This is a genomic window from Pseudoalteromonas sp. AS71 (assembly GCF_038900275.1).
GTDB lineage: Bacteria > Pseudomonadota > Gammaproteobacteria > Enterobacterales > Alteromonadaceae > Pseudoalteromonas.
This window is the reverse complement of record NZ_JBBMQZ010000006.1, coordinates 93,253-111,334: the sequence shown is the minus strand read 5'-3', so window position 1 is coordinate 111,334 and position 18,082 is coordinate 93,253. Positions and strand designations below refer to the sequence as shown.

Genomic DNA, 18,082 nt, shown 5'->3' with positions numbered 1-18,082 from the left:
AATAATAAAATACTAGGATGTTGTAACCCCTTATGATCCCAGCTAAAAAGCTGCTAAACACCATAACCGAACATTGGGGTGTATTAGAGCTATTATTTAAACGTTTTAAAATGGCTGACTTTAGCCTAAAAGACGTACAAAACGCGATTAAGCAAAAGCAGCCTACGTGGTCAAACGAACGCATTTATAAAGAAACAAATCGTTTGTTAAACCAAGATATTTTAATTCCACTGGCTAAATCCTCTCAACTTGAAATAAATCGTGCCATTGCCGATTTTGCTACTTTTTTACTGCAAGAAGAGCATTTAGGTTTAGCACAAGAAATTAGCGTATTAGTAGACGACCTGGCACGTTTAGGAAATCGCCTAGATAACGCTGGCGAAATAGAAGACTTTGACGACTTACGACGCTACAGCCGCATTATGGATGATCGGGTGCGTAAAATAATGAAGCTTTATACGCACAACGAAAACGCTATTTTAAACATTGTTGAACAAGCTAAATCTAATAATGCAGTGCAATCGCTGCAAAAGCGTTATAAAGCGGTAATAGAAGCCTTTGACGAATACATAGAGCCAATGCTTGAAATGGTTGATATTCGTGGTGAGTTTCATGCGTGTTTTACCCTCATTGAAGAGCAAATAAGTAAGCAAATACTGCACATTGAGCGCTCAGGTAAAGCGTATAACGACAAACGTATGCTGGAGCAATTACGTACCCGTATACTCGAAATGCATTTAATGGGCCGAGAAAGCTTACGTAAAAGTGCTGATATGCTTATGCCACTGCGCGAGGAGCTACGTCGTAATAACTTAATTACTCGCCAAGCAGCCAAAGTACTTGGGCTGGTGCGTAAAAGTGGTGTAGACAATATGCTAAGTGCTGTGCAGCCAAATTTTGTAAGCGACGCGCAGCGATATTCGCTTGGTCAGCAACGCCATATTGTGGCTTACATGGCAAGCTTGGTTGAATTTGAACACGAAGAATACCAATTGCCTGACCAGCAAGACGTGCCTGCATTTGTTACGCCTAATATTCCTGACTACAACGATGTTAAAACCAACTTTGCTAAGCGCTTTAATAAAAAACGCAAAAAGCCGCAGCCCTTGCTGCAATTTTTAGACGAAAGCTATCCAGATCTCGATGCCGACGAAATGCTATTTTTGTATCAAAAATTAGTCAGCGACAGCGATATTAAAATAATTCAAAGCGATGAAAAAGCCCGCGTAAAAATTGCCGGTCAGCACTTTTCTTTATATCCATTTAATTCAGAGCCTCAGCCAGATTCAAAGGCAGGTAAATAAACCATGACACACATAAACTTAGACGAGCTAACCCATCTACAAGCCATTAATAAAAAATTAGTAGCGGGTTATCACATTTGCGAGCAAGACAACGTAATGTGGCAAGAGCTTGACCAACACATAGAAGACTACACCGCCCTATTTACCGCCCTAGGTAACGATTTAAAACACGACAGCCGTGGCTTTTATTATTTTGGTAGCGACGAAAGTACGCCAAATATGGGCAAAATATCTCGCGCTATCGCGCTCACCATTTACATTTTAATTGAGCACTACGCCAATACGGGTAAAGACCCAATGCGCGCATTGTTTGACGACGTAAACGATTTAGAGCTTATGCAAACGCTGGTGCAAATTAACAAACATTTGTTTGATCAGCTTGAGATATTTTCGGGATCGGATTTGCGTAAAGACGTTTACCTGCGCATGGTGCGCTTAGGTTTAGCCCGTGAAGTAGAAGGCGGCTTTATGCTACAAGCGCCAATTCACCGCTACATAGATGCACTCATGGAAGTAAACGAAGAAACCTACATTACAGAGGACGAGGAATGAAAAATCTATACGGACTAAGCAAACTCGCCCTACTTAACACCGCAGGCTATGCAAAGTGTGTGATCCCGCTTGATAAAAGCAGCTCTATTTGCGCGCCCAATAACACCGGTAAAAGCTCGGTTATTAACGCCCTGCAGTTTCCGCTTATTAACGATTTGCGCTTAACAGAATGGGACGGACACGATTTAGATGAAACCCGTAAGTTTTATTTTTCATCCGATCAGTCGTACATTTTACTAGAAGCTAACTTGCCTCATGGCTCGGTAGTAATAGGCGTTGCGGGACTTGGTAAAATTGCCGGTTACGCGCATCAGTACTTTTGTTATCAAGGAAAGCTTGATTTAGAGCAGTACACGCAAGGTAAAACTATTATTAAATTTACCAAGCTGTTCAACCATTTAAAATCGCTTAACTACAACCCTATTGAGCTTAAAGCACAAGAGCTAAACGCGCTACTTACTGGCGGCGCAACGCCTTTTGACGGCGACATTAACCTAAAGATGATCCCGCTTAATAATGTCCAAGACTCCTCTATTTATAAAGAAATATTTAGACGTATTCTTAACTTACACAAATTGGGCGCAAGCGACGTAAAACGCTTTATGTTACGCGTTTTTGAACGCCATATGTCGAACTCTAAGGTCGACTTTTATGAAGTATGGCGTCGCTCGTTTGATAAAGTAAACCGCTCAAAACGCGAATTAAAAGCCCTTGAGTCAATGCAAGAGCCAATAGCCGCGCTTGAGTCAATGCTTGAAAACCAAACCGTGCTTAAAGGTAAATTGGCGGCGTACGCCCCTAAAATTGACCAAGCACTGATTGATTTTGATACCTATCAAGAGTCGCAACTCTCTGAGCTTGTCATCGCGCTTGAAGATATAGAGCACGAAAAACACGAGTTTGAGCAAAAGCAAAGCCTATACGTACAGCAATCGCGCGATATAGAGCGCAGACAAACACAAATTGAGCAGTGGTTTTTAGATTACGATGCGCTTAAAAGTGAATTTGAACTGGTAAATAAAGCCACGCTTAAAACCAGCCTGACTCAGTTAAAGCAAGATTACGAGTCGCTTTCGCACTCTATAACCAGCGCACAAGGGCAAAGCCTACATACGCTTGACTACCGCATTAGCGAAACACAAAAACAAATTAAGAGCTTAAAACTGCAACTTAAAAACCTTGAGTTTAATTTGTTTACCCGTATGCGCGAAGACTTATCGTTAAAAGAAGTGGAAGAAATATCGCGCATTTTAAACCCCGACATTCTCTCGTTTGCGACCACCACCAATGGCGATATAACCATTGATGACGAAGATGCATTTGGTGAGTTTTTATCGCTATTAAGTGAAAACGTAAAAGGCGGCGTATTAACGCTACCAGGTGCGAGCATTAAACTTAAAAAGCTATCTCCTGTGCAAATGCAAAGCGGCGAAAACAAAGAGCAATTAACCGCTCAGCTAAGCGCACTTGAGCATTCACTTAAAGAGTTTAAGCAACAGCGCGATGTTGCTGCAAACGTTGCCGACAAACAAAAAGAAAAAGACGAATTATACGATGAGCTAATGAGCCTTGAGGGCGCCCTAAAACGCTTAGAGCAGTTTGAGGTAATGCAGCAGTCGGTTGAAGCGCAAGCCATGCTAAAAGAGCAGTTATTAGCTGAGCGCGAACAAGTTGACGACTACCTGCAAGATATTCAAAAAAATAGTGGCTCAATTGCCGACCGCCGCTCGTTAATTAAATCGAAACAAGAGCAAATTAATCGTCAAACTGAGCGTCTGCGCCAAGTTAAGAGCGAGCGAATTGATCACACGCTTGATTTATACAGCGGTAAAGTAACTCCATACATGATTGATATTACAGTCGACTTTGATAACTTAAGCGACCTTGTTCATCACTTTAATAAAGACTGCCAAGAGCTGCGTAATTTTGACATAAACGTACGCAACACCTATTTGCATGTATATAACGCGGGTATTACTAAATTCGACAATGAAAACGACGAGTTTACTAAATACCAAAAACTAATAAGCGCCTTTCATAATATTGATAACGAACGCGATGCCGTTGAGCGCCAAGCACGCGTTGCGCTTACCGAAGTGGCCGCAACTATTAAAGGCTTGCGAGAAGATTTAGACCGCCTTCGCCGCGAAATGAATAGCTTTAATAAAGGCATAAGCCAGCACCGTATTTCAAATCTGCAAGCGTTTAAAATTAACGTAATACCTCGCAAAATGCTGGTTGATAGTATCGATACCATTATCAGCACGTCGCATCAGTTTGAACAAGGCGACACGCTTGATTTACTTAGCCAAGAACCTTATAGCGAAAGCGCGGTAAACGAAGCGAAAGATCACTTAATTAAACTCGCCTCAGATAAAGCGGGCTTAACACTTACCGATTTATTTGATATTCGCTTTGAAGTGGTTAACCGCGCAGGTGAAACCGAACACTTTGAAAAAATAGATTCTGCAGGTTCAAACGGCACACGTATTACGATTAAGTTATTGTGTGGCATGTTGTTTATTCGTTACTTATTAAGCGATCAGGAACAAAACCTATACCGTATACCTATTTACATAGATGAAGCGGCCGACATTGACCCACAAAATCAAAAAGCAATTATAGAAACCGCACTAAGCTTTGGTTTTGTTCCTATATTTGCCTCAGTTAAGCCGCAAATAAGTTGTGACTACATTGTGCCGATTCGCTCGGTAAAAGACGGTGCACAAAACTGGGTAGATGAAAAAGATTGGATTGAAGTTGAACACAATTAATTGGCCGTTAAGGCAAACCAACTAAACTAAAATATAGGACGTTTAAATAATACACATTTAAACTATGTGTGTTATTTTAAATTAATGCATTTTATTGGAGCAAACGTAATGAAAAATATACTTATTGTTGCAGCGCTAGCACTACTTACGGCCTGTACACAAACCCCTGATTGGGATTACGATAAATCAGCTAACTTTAGCAATTTTAAAACATTTGCTTGGGTAGAAAACGCCAGCCTAACTAAAGACACAAATAACTATCAAATAAATGGCCTAATGGAAAAGCGTGTTCGCACTGCCGTAAACGCAGAGCTGAGCCAAACATTAGGTATGAGCTTAGTTGATGCAGCACAGGCTGATGTGCTTGTTAATTATCATGCATCGGTAGACAAAGAGCTTGAAGTAGATACATTTAATGTAAACTACCGCCCGCATTGGGGTTATTGGGGTACTGGTTTTCAACGTGATACAACCGCGCGTGAATACGAAGTGGGTACGTTGATTATTGATATTGTAGATCGTGAATCTAACCAGCTTGTATGGCGCGGTGCGAAAGAAGGTCGATTAAAGAAAAATCAATCGCCAGAACAACGTGAAGCATCAATTAATAAAACAGTGAGCGAAATTTTAAGTAACTTCCCGCCGCAAAAGCAGCTGTAAGTTAAAATTAGTTTTTAAAAAGCTCACAGCATGTGAGCTTTTTTGTGGGTGTGTATTTTTGGAACTTTTAAAATAAAGTAATTACGAGCTACGCCCGTCACGCCAGCAAGCTGCACGTCTACAAAAACACCGTGTTAAATTTTATCTGTAGGCGCTAAGCTTGCTTGCGCGAGAAGCGATAGCTTCTAATTACTTGCCCTTATGTACTTATTTTTACTCTAAATTACGAGCTACGCTCGTCACGTCAGCAAGCTGCACGTCTACAAAAAACACCGCGTTAAATTTACGATTTATACTTATGCAGTAACTCAAGCGGTATATGGCAATAGTCATCAGGATGATTAGTTAAGCGGTCTTGATGCTCAGGATCGCTTGGCACGTAGTTAGTTAGCAGCTCTACTCCTACCACAATTTTATCAGCATCACTTCGCTGGCTTATATAATTGCTAGCAACCTCTAAATGATCTTGGCTTTTGCTATAGATGGCAGTGCGATATTTGGGGCCTACGTCATCCCCTTGTTTATTAATGCTGTATGGGTCAATAATTTCAAAAAAGTAGTCATACAGCTTATTTAGGCTAACGACTTTTGGGTCAAAAATTACCTTTACGCATTCGGCATAACCATCGTATTCGCCGTTAGTGGTTTTGCTTGTACCATTAGCGCGCCCTGCTTCAGTACTTATTACGCCTGGTAAGTGCTTTAAAAATTCTTGTACGCCCCACAGGCAGCCACCAGCAAAGTAAATAGTATCATGTTGTTTTATATTCATAATAAATGTGACCAAGTTTGTTAGATGCATTAACTTTGCAAATGATTATCAAATGCAGTTTTTAATGAATTAATGTACAATCGCGCCAAAATCGCAGTTGTTTAATTGAATTATTTTATCACGCCTTAAAAGTGTGTTCTGAATTTAATTGTTATCGTAATTGCATATAAAAAATGAGACACACAACATGAAATGGTCACCGCACTTTATACTCCCTGCACTGCTATGCAGCGTGAGCAGTTTTGCCTACGGCGAAGCTGTAACTGATAAAACTGAAACATCACCGGCAATCGAAAAAATAACAGTTGAGGCATCGCCCACTGCAAACACGTTACCTGTAGGTACATTTGACTCTCCAGTATCTAATTTAGAATATGACCCACGTGTTGATTTACAATCACGTAATATGGCTGAAGCGCAAGCCGATGTAACTATACGCGGTGGTATTTTTGAAAACACCGGCTTTAGGATTGGTAGTGCTACTTTACTTGACCCACAGTCTGGGCATTATTTTGCTGAAATTCCTATTGCACCGCAAATGCTTACCGGCCCTTATATTTTAACAGGCGCAGACAATGCGCTTAATGGAGCTAATAGCTCTGTAGGCACTGTATCGTTTGGCTGGAAACCAATTAGCACGGGCGGCAGTGTATCGGTAGGTACTGGCACAAACGATTTTAACTTACAAAGCTTACATGCAGGTGTGAGTATGCCCCTTGAAGGCGCAAAGGATTGGAAGCTTGGTTTTGAAGGTGAGATTTCTCATTCACAAAGCGATGGCACTATTGATAACGGCGATCACGACTTTACGCGTGCATCGGGTCGCGTTCAATTAGCTAGCGCTGATTCTCAAACAGATTTATTTTTTGGCTCACAAGATAAGTTTTTTGGTTGGCCAAATTTGTACACTCCATTTGGCGTTAACGAAACAGAAGAGCTAGAAACTCGCTTATTAATGCTAAACCATAAGCAAAATTATGCACAGGATAGTAATTTTGAAGTGTCGGCATATTACCGCACACACGACGATCATTATATTTACTCTCGCGAAAATCCAAGCGCTTTTGAAGCGTTTCACAAAAGTGAAGTTAAGTCGTTAGCGCTATCGGGGCATCATGCTCAAAGCGATGTATTTGCTGTAAATTATTCAGTACAGTTTATTGACGACTCAATTGAATCTACCACGCTTGAAAACAACTTTACCTCTCGTAAGTATTATAAATTAAGCGTATTGCCTGAATACAAAATGGCGCTTGAGGGTAACAAACAACTTACATTTCGTTTAGGTGCTGCGTTTGACGATACAAATAGAGACGACTCTGAACTGTCACTTATTGGTGATATAACGCTTAATACACATAACAGTAAAGGTTTTGAGCGCACGTTTTATCTATCGTACGCAGAGGCGAGCCAAGTAGCAGGCTATACCGCCATTGGCGGAAGTGATTCAGGCGGGTTATTTAGAAGTAATTACACCCTTGAGCGCGAAACGACTAAAAGCCTAGAGCTAGGTTTATTAGTTGATGAGCAAACTTGGCAACTTAATTCAGCTATTTTTTATCGCAAAGATGACAACTTAACCGATTGGACGTTTAATTTTGATTCAAGCTCTGCGCGCTTTGCAAACCCTGTAGATATAAATACGACGGGCATTGAGTTTTTAGCAACTAAACACTTTGAAACAACCGAAATTGTAGCGAGTTACACCTACCTTCATAAATCAGAAAATTACGGTGCGGCAGATATTGACGCTAGTTTTTACGCATTAAACTTTCCTGATCACCGCCTAACACTCGGCGCAGTTTGGAATCCTACTGATATATTGCAGTTTAGAATAGATAACGAGTGGCGCAAACAGCACGAAAATGCGCTGCGCGGTAGTGACGACGATGCTTTATTTACTCATTTAACGTTAAAAATTACGCCGCCAATGCTAAAAAACTTATTTATTACTTTAGCAGCAGATAACCTCTGGGGTGAATCGTTTGAAGAGATACCAGGTACACCAGGGCGAGGTGAGCAATATACGTTAAGCGCAACGTATAGTTGGTAAAATTGAGCTATCACATCCAAAGGCCTGTTTATTTAAAACAGGCCTTTGGATGAATGTTTAGCAAGGCATAAACAGCTCATCAAATATTAAGAGCATTGATTACTCAGCTTATATTGAACCAGAACGACATTGTCTTTTTCTTAGCTCATTATCAATTTGTAAAGGGCGACTAAGCTCGTCTGTAAGAACCTGCGAAACAACTGTACCGGTTTCGACCTCTTGTATCCAAATTGATATTTTATCCCCTTCCCTTTTTCTATTTAACATGTAACTTTTATCAGAATCTAAATTAACGTTAAAATTAACAAAAGCTTCTTTTTGACTGTTTAAAACATCAGGGTTTGAAACACTCGCCTTTACCCATAAATCATGCTCACCACTGTTATACTGCTTTGGTTCAGCCCATTGTGTCGGTTTTTTGTTAAAGCACATCAAGTGGACATATTCTCTATCTACGCCTTGCTCTCTTTTAAAGTTCTCGAGCCTAAAGTGGTCTTCTTTAATATCGGTTTTAATGGGTAAGTTTGAACAACCTAATAAAGTCACACCTAATGTAAATGCTGTAAGTAAATTTTTCATTTTTCTTTCCTTTTAAAAAATTAAGATTGAACGAAATCACCTATAGATAAGATGTATAAAAAGCATCTTACAATTTCCCATATTAGCAACAAAATTAAATATGTCTAATATTTCACCATTAAATAAATTAACGACTGCTTTTAATTGCTTTGTGAAGATTTTTATTTTTATAAATAATATATGTAAATAGATGTGTATTAAAAACGAAAATTAAGTTAGCTCTTCGAGCTCTGTAATAAGCGCTAGAGCTTGTGCATTTGTTGACCCGCACACATCAAGCGTAGCGCTAAAATCACTACATACTTTAGGTCGGCTTGAATCACCAAACAACTTACATAAATTACGTTCGTCTAGCTGAATACAGCGCTCTCCGGCCTTTTTACCATTTGGCATACCTGGAATAGGCGAACTAATACTTGGCGCAATACAACATGCACCGCAGCCTAGCCTGCAACTCATCGATTCGGTTTTCATAATATCCTCTGAATAAAACACACTTACATTAATTCCTTTTTAGGAACGTAATTAGCCGCATGTTGAGTTGTAATGTACATATGTAATGCTTTGTTACATCTTAAAACGCCTTGTAAACACTTTATTGCGTATTATTGCTCTGTCACCATCAATTATGAAGGAATGCCTTGTGGCTACTACAAAACAAATAATACTCCCAATTGCTGTTTTAGCAGGCGGTATTGCTTTAGCTTTCGCCTTTACGGCAATGAAAAAACCACCGGAAGAAAAGCCAGAGCAAGATTTACGCCCTTTAGTTGCAACACAAAGCATACTTTTAGATTCTATAACGCTCGATGTTAAATCGTACGGCATTGTTAAACCAAAGGACCGTACCGAGCTGATAGCACAAGTTAGTGGGCAAGTTATTTCGGTATCAGATCAATTTGTTGAAGGCGCGTTTGTAAAGCAAGGCGATATTTTAGCACGAATTGATGCAAATGATTACGAGGCAGACTTTATTGAAGCGCAAGCAGGTTTAGCACAAGCAAGCTCAGCACTTGAAATAGAACGCGCACAAGCACACGTAGCAAAAGCTGAATGGGAGCGTATTAAATCGGACTCAAGCGAAGCTATTGCCTCAGAACTTTATTTACGTAAACCACAACTGGCCGAAAAACTAGCGCGTTACCGCTCTGCTCAAGCAAGTGTTAAACGTGCTAGCCGCAATCTTGAACGTACTTATATTAAAGCCCCTTATGATGCCATTATTAATGAGCGCACAATTAGCTTAGGCTCCGTGGTAAACCCAGGTAATAGTTTTGGTGCATTAAGTGCAACCTCAGTTGCAGAGGTACGTTTACCAGTTGCCGACCAAGAACTGCAATATTTAAAAAATGGCGGCGTAGGCTCAAATGTTACATTTAACGCAGAATACGCGGGTAAGCAAACAATGTGGCAAGCCAAAGTAATTCGCACCGAAGGTGTGGTTGATCAAACAAGCCGTATGAGCTACTTGGTTGCACAACTTGCAACACCTTATGGCGATAAAACACGCCCTCTTCGTTTTGGTTCATATATTAACGCTACCATTGAAGGTCGCCCGCTTGATAACGCGATTATTGTTGCGCACCATTTAGTTAAAGATAATAAAATTGTAATTTTAAATGACGATTTAACATTATCATTTAAAACTCTCAATATTATACGCGAACAAAACGGCATGATTATAGCCAGCCAAGGGTTAAAGAATGGCGAGCAAATTGTTACCTCAGCGCTTGAATACCCAACTGAAGGTATGGCAGTAAAAATTGAAGATATTGCGCCTGATAAAACTGATGTAACTCAACTTGCGCTGAAAGAGGAATAATCATGAACACTCGTGAAACAGGGTTAATAGCATGGTTTGCCCGAAATCCCGTTGCTGCCAACCTACTAATGATATTTATATTAGTGGGCGGTATTTTAATGGCGATGACCATTCGCAAACAAATGTTCCCACAGTTTGAAAGCAACTGGATAAGCGTACAAGCAGTTTACCCAGGTGCAGCCCCGCAAGAGGTTGAAGAAGGCATAACCATAAAAGTTGAAGAAAACCTCGAAGGTATTGAAGGCATTAAACGCCTAATTACGTACTCTAACCGTGGTTTTTCACAAGCGTGGATTGAAATAGAAGAACAATACAATCCACAAGAAGTACTTGATGAAATTAAAGTACAAGTTGATTCAATAAACACCTTTCCTGCGGGAATGGAGCGCCCTGTTGTGCGCCGCGATAAGTTTGAGCAAGAAGTAATGATACTTGCGCTTTACGGCGACATGAGTAACTACCAGTTAAAAGAGCTTGGCAACGATATAAAAGACGAACTACAAGCACTGCCTCACGTTAACCTTGTTAATTTTAACGGCGGCTTAGAATACGAAATTGGTATAGAAGTCAGCCCCGATAAACTGCGCGAATATGGCTTAACATTTAGAGATATTGCAGGCGCGGTGCAAAACTTTTCGGCAAATATGTCGGCGGGACAAATACGCTCTGAAAATGGTTATATTTCGATGCGTGTTGAAAAACAAGCCTACCGTGGTTTTGAGTTTGAAAAACTGCCACTTATTACCCTTGCTGATGGCGCACAAATTTATTTAGGCGATGTTGCAACTATTAATGATGGCTTTGAAGAAGGTCTACAATATTCAAAATACAATGGTAAAAATTCACTCTCGTTTGAAGTAAACGCATCAAAAGATCAAGACATTACCGATGTAGCAAAAGTACTTAAAAGCTACATGGCAACTAAAGAGCCACTTTTACCTGCAGGCGTTAAGCTCTCTCCTATTGTTGATTTAACTTACTACCTTGAAGGTCGACTCGATATGATGGTCGATAACATGATTTGGGGTGGCTTGTTAGTAATGATAGTGCTGGCACTATTTTTACCGCTCCGCTTAGCATTTTGGGTAATGATGGGCTTACCGGTTTCGTTTTTAGGCGCATTTTTGTTTATGCCTATTGGCTTTTTAGATGTAACAATTAACCTAGCCTCTCTTTTCGCCTTTATACTTGTACTCGGGATTGTTGTTGATGACGCCATAGTTGTGGGCGAGTCAGCCAGTGCCGAAATAGAAAAATACGGTCACACACTTGATAACGTTGTACGCGGTGTAAAACGCGTTGCGATGCCAGCAACCTTTGGTGTACTAACGACTATTGCGGCATTTTTACCTCAAACACTCGCAACCGGCCCTGGCGCTGCTTTTTCTAAGGCCATTGGTGGCGTGATTATTTTATGTTTGATTTTTTCACTCATTGAATCAAAACTTATTTTACCTGCGCATATTGCAGCAATGAACCCACGTAAACCAAATCCTAAAAACCTATTACACCGCTTACGTATGGTGATTGATAGCAGCTTAAAAAGCTTTGTGAATAACTATTACCTTCCTTTTGTTGGCCGCTGTATTCATTATCGCTATACAGTGATTGTCGGCTTTATGTGTTTGCTTATTGTAAGCGCAGGTATGTTTGCAGGTGGTTTAGTTAAGTTTGTACCAAACCCTAAAATACCGCACGACTTTCCGCGTATTGATATAGAAATGAACCTTGCCTCATCTGAGCAAGCAACGCTTGAAACCGCACGTAAAATAGAAAGCGTGTTGTTACAGGTCGATCAGCAACTACAAGAGCAATACGGTAAACCGATGATCCGCGATTTATCGGTAAGCCTTCGCGGACGAACGCAAGCAAATATTATGGCTATTTTGGTAGAGCCTGATTTACGCCCTATCGACACCTTTGCTCTAAGTGCATTATGGCGCGAGCAAATGCCCGCTTTACCGGGCATTAAAACCATGACCATTCAAGACAGTATAATGAATGGCGGTCGAGATGATGGCGACGTTAGCTTTAAACTTGAAGGCAAAAATGCTGACGAGCTAAAAGAAGTGGCTGGTAAATTAAAAGCTAAATTACAAACAATGGAAGGCGTTGGCGACGTAAACGATTCAATGCAAAGCGCTACCGACGAAGTACAACTTGATTTAAAACCACTGGCTTATAGCATGGGATTAACGCTTGCTGATGTCGCATCGCAAGTAAGCTTTAGTTACTACGGCTTAGAAGCGCAGCGAATATTGCGTGAAGGCGAAGAAATTAAAGTCATGATCCGCTATCCAGAAGACGAACGTAACTCAATAAGTGACATAGCAAGTGTGCGTATTATTACGCCTACAGGCGCTGAAGTACCGCTAAGTGAAGTAGCCGAAGTTAAGCTGGTTGACGGTGTAAACCGTATTCGCCGCGAAAACTCTAAACGTACTGTAAACGTATGGGCTGCGGTAAATACCGACCAAGCCGAACCATTTGCGATTGCAGAAGAAATTCGTGATGAATACTTACCAACATTACTTAAAAGCTACCCTGGCGTTACAAGTGATGTAGCTGGGCGCATTCAAGAAGAGATGGATAGCGCTTCAGAGCAGCTTCGTGATTTTGGTATATCAATGATGATTATATTTGCCTTGTTAGCGATTCCACTTCGCTCTTACTCGCAGCCACTTATTATAATGTCGGTTATTCCGTTTGGTGTAGTTGGCGCGATGTTTGGGCATATGATTTTAGGCATGACCATGAGTAGCTTATCGATGTTTGGCATAATTGCTGTAGCGGGTGTGGTCGTAAATGACTCCCTCGTTATGGTCGATTTTGTAAACAAAGCCCGCGCTGAAGGTGTTTCGATTAAGGATGCTGTAATGCAAGCCGGTGCTCGTCGCTTTAGAGCAATATTACTTACCTCAATCACTACCTTTATTGGTGTAATGCCAATTATTTTTGAAACGAGTTTACAAGCTAAAATTGTTATCCCAATGGCTGTATCACTTGCTTTTGGTGTGTTATTTGCCACAGTAATTACACTGATACTTATACCGTGTCAGTATGTTGCACTAGAAGATGCTAAGCGATTAGTACGTAAAATGCGTGGCAAGCCACCACTAGTAGATGCCCAACCAGCGCCTACTCACAGCTAAATTAAGTAACATCCCAACCAAAAAAGCTCGGCATATTATGTCGAGCTTTTTATTTTTAGCTTAAAAATGATATTCACCTATTTGCTAACAATACTTCTATTACTTATTTTTTAACACGCAGGATAACTTTGGCAACAGTCCTAATAACTGAGAGAAATATTGCTCGTTTTTTATTCTTAATGCGTTATGGTATTTAAATAATAAATAGACATAATAAAATTAAGGAACAGCCATGAATACATCCCCCTCTGATCACATTCCTCAAGAAGCCTTTGATTGGTATGACGAGTACGCCCACGGTTTAATGGACCGACGTACTTTTATGAAGAAACTCGGTGGCCTTGCTGCACTTGGTTTTTCAATGGCTGTACTTACATCAGCATTATTACCTAATTACGCGCTGGCTGAACAAGTGTCGTTTAACGATGACGATATAACGGCAACGTACGAAGAATTCGATTCGCCAAACGGGCACGGTAAAGGCAAGGGTTACTTAGCAACCCCTAAAAACATAGAAGGTAAGCTCCCTGTTGTGCTTGTGATACACGAAAACCGTGGATTAAACCCATACGTAAAGGATGTAGCAAGACGCTTAGCGAAGGTAGGCTTTATTGCATTTGCACCCGATGCGCTCTTTCCACTGGGTGGCTACCCTGGTAACGATGATGAAGGACGTGCTATGCAAAAAACCATGGATCGCGCTAAAATTCAAAACGATTTTGTAGCCGCAGCGCACTTTTTAAAATCGCATGCTAACAGTAACGGTAAGTTAGGCGCTGTCGGTTTTTGTTTTGGTGGCTACATTGTTAATTATTTAGCGGCAGTAGATAGTAATTTAATCAGCGCCGGAGTGCCTTTCTACGGTACTCCAGCCAGCGAAAGTTTACGTAAAAACATTGAAGCGCCATTAATGATTCAATTAGGCGAGCTTGATAAACGTGTAAACGCGTCGTGGCCACAGTACGAACAAGATTTAAAAGCTAATAACGTTGAATACACTATGCATATGTATAAAGGGGCAAATCATGGATTTCATAACGACTCTACAGGTCGATATGATAAAGACAATGCCGAGCTTGCATGGCAGCGTACCGTTGAGTTTTTTAATAAAAAGCTAAGTTAGCGAATAAAAAATAATGCCACCTGCTCAAAGTAGGTGGCATTATTAAAGTACTTAGCTATTTTTTGCTTTAAACTTTTTTACTACGCATAACTAATAACGACAACAAAACGAGTAAATAAATACTCAAAGAGCCTCCGCTGCTAGAGCCATCTTTATTTTCGACTTTTGCAATTTTTTCTTCTTTAACACGTGTTTTAAACCTTGCTAGTTCTGCATCTAAATTAGTACTCATATCACTAACCGCTAGATTAAAACCTTCAGCCGACTTTTCAGATAACGTTTCATCAATACCTATTGCTGTTGTTCTTTTTTCAAGCTTACTTATACCAGGTGCTCTAAATAGCATTTTTCTACTTTTAATATCAAAAACAGCTGTATCCACAAAGGTTTGGATTGTATTTTCATTACCTGGAATAACGTACATACCCACTATTGTCCAATAAAGTAAGGCTGCATTATTTTCATAAGATTGCGTAATTTGATCATATGAAACCAGTGCCATTACATCTACATCGTAAAGTCGCCCTACTTGCTCGAGTGTTGTAAAACCTTCACCACCCTTTAAATAGGTGCTTGGTATAACTTCAATGCGGTCAATGTAATCATATTGAAGAAATGACTTTTTTACTTTTTCGAGTAATTCGACTTGGTTTTGGGTCTCTAGCCCGTCTGGCTGCCAGTTTTTAGACGGTACAAATGCAATTCCGACGGTAACAGGAAGTTTTAAAACAGGTATTTCAGGTTTATAGGTAGCACGGCTTTGTTGATCAGGATATAAAAAATCCATTAAGCTACTAGATTGTGTATTTTTACCTGTATTGTTACTCATAAACGAGCTACAAGAAGCAAGTAAGGCCGCCATCAAAATGATTATATATTTATTAAATTTCATATTTATTCCTTTTTATTTTTAATTTAATTCAGTTACGTGCCAAAGCTCACCCGATGGTCCCCATAAGTAAATAACGTACCCCAAGGGTCTAGGGCGTGTTGACCTTTGGTGGTTGAATTTGCAGCTGTGTGTTTGGTATTTAGGCAAGGCAGAGCCTATGATATGTGGTTGTTCCCCATACATAGGCGATAACGTAGCATAAAGACCAAACATACGCTGCCCTTTGGGTTCTTTCTAGGGGCGATTGACTCTTTGTTGCTCGGTTTTTACTTAGCCCACTAGGTTACAAACCCTGCGCCGCGATTAAATCGCCCCTAGATTGAACAAATTTCAATCCATAAAGTTCAACACGCCCTCGTTTTATACCCTCAAAGCGGATGTCAAAACCGTTTAGGTTACTAATGAGTTCGTATGCTTCATCTATATTTAACACACAAAGTTGCAGCATTAAGTTTTCAGCAAACGTTTTATTATAATAACGCTGTAAAAAGAACGTACATTCGCCAAAGGTACACACACATAAATCATTTGAGGCATCTTCAATCTTAAATCCAAGCGCTATATAAAAGCGCTGAGATTGCTCATAGCTTTTACAGGGAATAAAAACCCTAATATCATCAACTTGCATAACTCTTCCTTAATTAGCTCAGTACACTTTTATCAATAATGCCTTTATTTACCAACTGCTGCAAAATAGCTTGGGATTTTGCTCTGCATGCATCACGTAGTAAACGCACCGCAGGGGTTATTGACTGCCTACTTGGACAAATAAGCCAAAGTTCACCATTAACATGTTGATAATTTGGCATTACGGTAACCACCCTGTCGTTAAGCAAATCGTCGGCTATATCAAGTGCCGACTTTACAGCTAAGCCCTTACCCGCAACGCACCAGCGCCTTACTAAATCGCCGTCGTTTGAGGCGCGCCTGCCACCCATTTTAACTTTATATTTTGACTCACCATCACTGAATTCCCACGTATTATTTATAATATCCTGCAACTGATAAAACAAACCTTGATGCGACGCTAGATCATCAGGATGCACGGGAGTCCCGTTTTGTAAGAGGTATTCGTCAGTTGCACATAATAAGCGTGGTACGTTACAAATTTTAAAACCATAAACACTTGCATCATTAGGCGAGCCATAACGAAGTGCTATATCAACTGAGTCACGATAAAAGTCGATATTACTATCACTTATATGTGTTCGTAGGCTTAACTTAGGATAACTATCCATGAGTTCATCAATCCATGGGATCACTAAATTGCGCCCCAAATCAGATGAAAGTGCAACACGTAACTCCCCTTCGATTTCGTCATGTTCACCTTTAAGGTTTTGCTTTGCAAGTTCAAGCACTGCTAAAGCCTGCTCACATTGTGGTATGTAGCGCTCCCCAGCAGCCGATAACCTTAAATGACGTGTTGTACGAACAAATAGTTCACTACCAAGCGCAGACTCAACACGCTTAATAGCAGCGCTTGCTGTGGCTGTACGCATATCTAATTTAGCAGCTGCAAGCGTAATGCTTCTAAACTCAGCGACTTTTAAAATAAGTTTTAAATCTTCTATATTCATATTATCTATTTATATTTGATAATGATTCAATGATTATGCGATTTATTTAATGCAAAGCAAGCTGTATTATTTATACATAAAGTAAATGACGAATACTTTGTACAGCTAATCTTATTTATTTTGGAGAAACCAATGACTCACCCTATTATTAATGACTTAGAAAAGCGTTACACAGCAAAACGTTACGATGCAACGAAACGTGTATCTCAAGACGATTTAGCAGTTATTTACGAAGCTATGCGCTTATCTCCATCATCAATTAACTCGCAACCTTGGAAATTCATCGTAATTGAATCAGATGAAGCCAAAGAGCGTATGCACAGTACATTTGCTAATAAATTTGCGTTTAACCAGCCACATATTAAAACAGCGTCGCATATAATATTATTTGCTCATAACCCTAAATATACCCGCGATGATTACGCACAAATCATTGATGCAGATATTAAAAATGGCCGTACTAAAGCAGAAAATCGCGAACAAGCTTTTGGTGCTTATGCGTTTGTGGATATGAATACTGATGAGCAAGGCGGTAATGAAGAGTGGACTAAAGCACAAACTTACATTGCACTGGGTAACACTATGCATGCAGCTGCACGTTTAGGGGTTGATTCTACTCCAATGGAAGGCGTAGATGCCGAGCTGATTGGCGAAGTTTTTGAAAAAGAACTCAATGGTTACGTATGCGACGTGGCATTAGTGCTTGGCTATCATGATAGCGCTGAAGATTATAATGCTAAACTACCTAAATCTCGCTTGGCAAAAGAGCAAGTTATTCAAGTTTTATAAGTAATACGTTGTAAACTTAAATGATAACAATAT

15 protein-coding genes are annotated in these 18,082 nt (G+C 40.1%); 9 read left to right on the top strand and 6 right to left on the bottom strand.

Features of this window, described 5'->3' with window-relative positions:
• The first annotated feature begins 32 nt into the window (after positions 1-32).
• From WNY98_RS06260 to WNY98_RS06245, 4 genes are all read left to right on the top strand, one after another.
• Positions 33-1,304: a hypothetical protein gene (locus tag WNY98_RS06260; protein ID WP_342877405.1), complete on the top strand. Its 1,272-nt coding sequence runs from the start codon at positions 33-35 to the stop codon at positions 1,302-1,304.
• A 3-nt stretch (positions 1,305-1,307) separates the two neighbouring features.
• Complete coding sequence (locus WNY98_RS06255) at positions 1,308-1,856, top strand: hypothetical protein (protein WP_024605891.1); 549 nt, start codon at positions 1,308-1,310, stop codon at positions 1,854-1,856.
• Positions 1,853-4,630: an ATPase gene (locus tag WNY98_RS06250; RefSeq protein WP_182748592.1), complete on the top strand. Its 2,778-nt coding sequence runs from the start codon at positions 1,853-1,855 to the stop codon at positions 4,628-4,630. The genes WNY98_RS06255 and WNY98_RS06250 overlap by 4 nt, the downstream gene beginning before the upstream one ends.
• Before the next feature lie 108 nt (positions 4,631-4,738).
• Positions 4,739-5,290 carry a DUF4136 domain-containing protein gene (locus WNY98_RS06245; protein ID WP_076924166.1) on the top strand — a complete coding sequence of 184 codons (552 nt, stop codon included), beginning with the start codon at positions 4,739-4,741 and terminating at the stop codon, positions 5,288-5,290.
• Positions 5,291-5,573: 283 nt separating this feature from the next.
• On the opposite strand, the gene WNY98_RS06240 is transcribed toward WNY98_RS06245, so the two are convergent.
• Entirely contained in the window at positions 5,574-6,062 is a 489-nt protein-coding gene (locus tag WNY98_RS06240; protein WP_342877404.1) for a peptide-methionine (S)-S-oxide reductase, read from the bottom strand.
• Between the two features lie 187 nt (positions 6,063-6,249).
• On the opposite strand from WNY98_RS06240, the gene WNY98_RS06235 reads away from it, so the two are divergent.
• Positions 6,250-8,115 carry a TonB-dependent receptor gene (locus WNY98_RS06235; RefSeq protein ID WP_342877403.1) on the top strand — a complete coding sequence of 622 codons (1,866 nt, stop codon included), beginning with the start codon at positions 6,250-6,252 and terminating at the stop codon, positions 8,113-8,115.
• A gap of 108 nt (positions 8,116-8,223) precedes the next feature.
• Here the strand turns inward: WNY98_RS06235 and WNY98_RS06230 are convergent, their stop codons facing one another.
• Both WNY98_RS06230 and WNY98_RS06225 read right to left on the bottom strand, forming a co-directional pair.
• Entirely contained in the window at positions 8,224-8,694 is a 471-nt protein-coding gene (locus tag WNY98_RS06230; protein WP_342877402.1) for a hypothetical protein, read from the bottom strand.
• 210 nt (positions 8,695-8,904) lie between these two features.
• Entirely contained in the window at positions 8,905-9,168 is a 264-nt protein-coding gene (locus WNY98_RS06225; RefSeq protein ID WP_007581895.1) for a YkgJ family cysteine cluster protein, read from the bottom strand.
• 169 nt (positions 9,169-9,337) lie between these two features.
• Between WNY98_RS06225 and WNY98_RS06220 the strand changes: the two genes are divergently transcribed.
• From WNY98_RS06220 to WNY98_RS06210, 3 genes are all read left to right on the top strand, one after another.
• Positions 9,338-10,516 (top strand): efflux RND transporter periplasmic adaptor subunit, encoded by a 1,179-nt coding sequence (locus tag WNY98_RS06220; RefSeq protein ID WP_342877401.1) that lies wholly within the window; start codon positions 9,338-9,340, stop codon positions 10,514-10,516.
• A gap of 2 nt (positions 10,517-10,518) precedes the next feature.
• A complete protein-coding gene (locus WNY98_RS06215; protein WP_342877400.1) occupies positions 10,519-13,668 on the top strand; it encodes an efflux RND transporter permease subunit in 3,150 nt (1,049 codons plus the stop codon).
• A 232-nt stretch (positions 13,669-13,900) separates the two neighbouring features.
• Positions 13,901-14,791: a dienelactone hydrolase family protein gene (locus WNY98_RS06210; protein WP_342877399.1), complete on the top strand. Its 891-nt coding sequence runs from the start codon at positions 13,901-13,903 to the stop codon at positions 14,789-14,791.
• Between the two features lie 67 nt (positions 14,792-14,858).
• Here the strand turns inward: WNY98_RS06210 and rhlP are convergent, their stop codons facing one another.
• From rhlP to WNY98_RS06195, 3 genes are all read right to left on the bottom strand, one after another.
• Positions 14,859-15,683, bottom strand: coding sequence for a rhombotarget lipoprotein (gene rhlP, locus WNY98_RS06205; protein WP_342877398.1), 825 nt, complete (start codon positions 15,681-15,683; stop codon positions 14,859-14,861).
• 283 nt (positions 15,684-15,966) lie between these two features.
• Positions 15,967-16,311, bottom strand: a complete 345-nt coding sequence (locus WNY98_RS06200; protein ID WP_342877397.1) for a lactoylglutathione lyase — start codon at positions 16,309-16,311, stop codon at positions 15,967-15,969.
• Positions 16,312-16,324: 13 nt separating this feature from the next.
• Positions 16,325-17,260, bottom strand: coding sequence for a LysR family transcriptional regulator (locus WNY98_RS06195; protein WP_024597432.1), 936 nt, complete (start codon positions 17,258-17,260; stop codon positions 16,325-16,327).
• A 132-nt stretch (positions 17,261-17,392) separates the two neighbouring features.
• On the opposite strand from WNY98_RS06195, the gene WNY98_RS06190 reads away from it, so the two are divergent.
• Positions 17,393-18,049 carry a nitroreductase family protein gene (locus tag WNY98_RS06190; RefSeq protein ID WP_342877396.1) on the top strand — a complete coding sequence of 219 codons (657 nt, stop codon included), beginning with the start codon at positions 17,393-17,395 and terminating at the stop codon, positions 18,047-18,049.
• Positions 18,050-18,082 lie beyond the last annotated feature (33 nt).

Coding starts and splice junctions, on each gene's coding strand:
- WNY98_RS06260 (WP_342877405.1), top strand. CDS start 33: ATGATCCCAGCTAAAAAGCTGCTAAACACCATAACCGAACATTGGGGT.
- WNY98_RS06255 (WP_024605891.1), top strand. CDS start 1,308: ATGACACACATAAACTTAGACGAGCTAACCCATCTACAAGCCATTAAT.
- WNY98_RS06250 (WP_182748592.1), top strand. CDS start 1,853: ATGAAAAATCTATACGGACTAAGCAAACTCGCCCTACTTAACACCGCA.
- WNY98_RS06245 (WP_076924166.1), top strand. CDS start 4,739: ATGAAAAATATACTTATTGTTGCAGCGCTAGCACTACTTACGGCCTGT.
- WNY98_RS06240 (WP_342877404.1), bottom strand. CDS start 6,062: ATGAATATAAAACAACATGATACTATTTACTTTGCTGGTGGCTGCCTG.
- WNY98_RS06235 (WP_342877403.1), top strand. CDS start 6,250: ATGAAATGGTCACCGCACTTTATACTCCCTGCACTGCTATGCAGCGTG.
- WNY98_RS06230 (WP_342877402.1), bottom strand. CDS start 8,694: ATGAAAAATTTACTTACAGCATTTACATTAGGTGTGACTTTATTAGGT.
- WNY98_RS06225 (WP_007581895.1), bottom strand. CDS start 9,168: ATGAAAACCGAATCGATGAGTTGCAGGCTAGGCTGCGGTGCATGTTGT.
- WNY98_RS06215 (WP_342877400.1), top strand. CDS start 10,519: ATGAACACTCGTGAAACAGGGTTAATAGCATGGTTTGCCCGAAATCCC.
- WNY98_RS06210 (WP_342877399.1), top strand. CDS start 13,901: ATGAATACATCCCCCTCTGATCACATTCCTCAAGAAGCCTTTGATTGG.
- rhlP (WP_342877398.1), bottom strand. CDS start 15,683: ATGAAATTTAATAAATATATAATCATTTTGATGGCGGCCTTACTTGCT.
- WNY98_RS06200 (WP_342877397.1), bottom strand. CDS start 16,311: ATGCAAGTTGATGATATTAGGGTTTTTATTCCCTGTAAAAGCTATGAG.
- WNY98_RS06195 (WP_024597432.1), bottom strand. CDS start 17,260: ATGAATATAGAAGATTTAAAACTTATTTTAAAAGTCGCTGAGTTTAGA.
- WNY98_RS06190 (WP_342877396.1), top strand. CDS start 17,393: ATGACTCACCCTATTATTAATGACTTAGAAAAGCGTTACACAGCAAAA.